This window comes from Arthrobacter sp. H41 (genome assembly GCF_000520535.1).
Taxonomy (GTDB): Bacteria; Actinomycetota; Actinomycetes; order Actinomycetales; family Micrococcaceae; genus Arthrobacter_D.
The window spans coordinates 1-2,127 of sequence record NZ_AZRZ01000488.1 but is presented as its reverse complement, the minus strand read 5'-3'; the positions used below and the strand labels follow the sequence as shown (position 1 = coordinate 2,127).

Below are 2,127 nucleotides of genomic sequence, written 5' to 3'. Positions count from 1 at the left end.
GAAGAGGATCCGGAGCATGGCGTTGGCATCGGTGGCCGTGCCGACGGTGGACCGGGGGTTGGCGCCCATCCGCTCCTGGTCGACGATGATCGCCGTCGTCAGGCCCTCCAGCACATCGACATCGGGCCGTGCCAGGGTCGGCATGAAACCCTGCACGAAGGCGCTGTAGGTCTCGTTGATCATCCGTTGCGACTCCGCGGCGATCGTGCCGAACACCAGCGAACTCTTACCCGAACCGGAGACACCGGTGAACACCGTCAGCCGGCGTTTGGGGATCTCGAGATGCACGTCCTTCAGGTTGTTCTCACGCGCGCCCTGCACGCGGATCACATCCTGGCCGTCGGCAATATGCAGCCCGGGCTGCTGCCTGTCCGTTCGCGTGGTCATGACTGTCGGATCTCCATCTGTTGGGTGTCCTACCGGAGGAAGAGCTTTCGCAGCCGCAGCGTGGTGAGGAGGATGCCGAGCGCGATCATGACGAGGAAATAGGACACATGGACCAGGGTGGCGGGGCTGAAGATTCCCACGCTGAGCTGGCGGAGCAGCTCCACCCCGTGCCACAGGGGCAGTGCCTGGATGAACCACTGAATGGCCTGGGGGTACACGCTCAGCGGGTAGAACGTGGCCGAGAACAGGAACATCGGCAGCATCACGAAGTTGATCCACTCCATCTGCTGGAAGGTCTTCATGAAGCTCGTGATGCCCATGCCGAAGGAGGCGAACCCGAAAGCGACGAGCACGGCTGCGGGAACCATGAGCAGCGCCCAGGGTGTGGTGATAAGGCCCATCAGCCCCATCACGGCGGTAAAACCCGTGGCATACATCGCACCGCGCAGCAGCGCCAGGAAGATCTCCCCGATCGCAACGTCCAGCGGCCCGAGCGAGGTGTACAGCATGCCCTGGTACAGCTTCGCGAAGTTCATCTTGAAGAACACGTTCCAGGTGCTGTCATAGACGGCACCGTTCATTGCCGAGACGGCCAGCAGCGCGGGCGCGATATAGGCCGCATAGCTGATTTCCTGCCCTCCGGGTCCGACGACGGTTCCCACCAGCGCTCCCAGCCCCACGCCCATCGAGACCAGGTAGAGCACCGGCTCGAAGAAGCCGGACACCAGAATCAGCCAGTTGCTGCTTCGCGTCGCGAGCAGCCCCCGCGAGATCACGGCGCGCGCATTCCGTGCATACAGTCCGCTGAAGGGGCGGTTTCCCGGTGACACCCGGTAGTCCTCCGCTGACAACTGGTCGGTCATTTCCCCAGCCTCCGTGCATAGGTCTTCTGCGCGAGGCGCCAGCCGAGGAACGCCAGCACGCCGAGGTAGAGCACATGGACCAGAACCAGCTCGAACGGCTGGGCATACCCGTAGGTCAGGGTCCGCCCCAGCTCCGTCCCGTGCCACAGCGGGGAGATCCAGCCGATCCACCGGAGGAAGACCGGGAGCGTCTCAAGCGGGAAGAAGGTCCCCGAGAAGAGGAACAGCGGCATCACGATGAACCGCATCACCAGGGCGAACTGCCCCTTGTCCTCTTCGACGCTCGCCGCGTAGGCCATGAGCGGCAGGCCGAAGGACAGTCCGCACAGCACAGCCACCGGGACGGCTACCCAGCCCCAGGGCGACGGCGAGGCGCCGAAGGCCGCGACGATCGCGAAGTAGATAACGGTGGTCAGCAGCAGCCTCAGACCGACGGCGATGATGTGCCCGTTCACGATCTGGTCCGTACCGAGCGGCGAGGCGTGCGGCCCGTAGTATCCGCGGCGCCACTTGAACCCGTCCATCACGGGGTAGGTGAACTCGGTGGATGCGGTCATGATCGTTGCCGAGGCCAGCAGCGCCGGGGCAAGGAACGCGAGATAACCCACACCGCCGAACGCTTCCCCGGCCTGTCGATCGACCAGCGTCGCGAGGCCCACGCCCATGGCGAACAGATAGAGGACCGGAGTGCCGACGCTCGAGGCGAGCAGCGTCCAGCGGTAGCTGTTCATCGACCGCAGCACATGTTCGGCGTAGTACCAGGAGCCGAACTTCCGGGCACGCGCGGCGGAAACGGCGGGCGTGAGGGCCCGGAGGGCTGGTGTGTCGGGGGAGGTTGTCGCCGTCGTCGAACCGGCTGATCCCTTCCGCAGCCGGT

Annotated in this window: 2 protein-coding genes and 1 pseudogene; all 3 read right to left on the bottom strand. The window is 64.9% G+C overall.

Annotated features, from left to right (window positions below):
• Positions 1-387, bottom strand: a pseudogene (locus Y705_RS16575) (excinuclease ABC subunit UvrA); the annotation flags it as partial.
• A 29-nt stretch (positions 388-416) separates the two neighbouring features.
• The gene (locus tag Y705_RS0101705) at positions 417-1,250 is read right to left on the bottom strand and encodes an ABC transporter permease (protein WP_049822112.1); all 834 of its coding nucleotides are present in this window, start codon (positions 1,248-1,250) and stop codon (positions 417-419) included.
• Positions 1,247-2,122: an ABC transporter permease gene (locus tag Y705_RS0101700; protein WP_026531604.1), complete on the bottom strand. Its 876-nt coding sequence runs from the start codon at positions 2,120-2,122 to the stop codon at positions 1,247-1,249. Before Y705_RS0101700 ends, Y705_RS0101705 begins: the two co-directional genes overlap by 4 nt.
• Between the last annotated feature and the right edge of the window lie 5 nt (positions 2,123-2,127).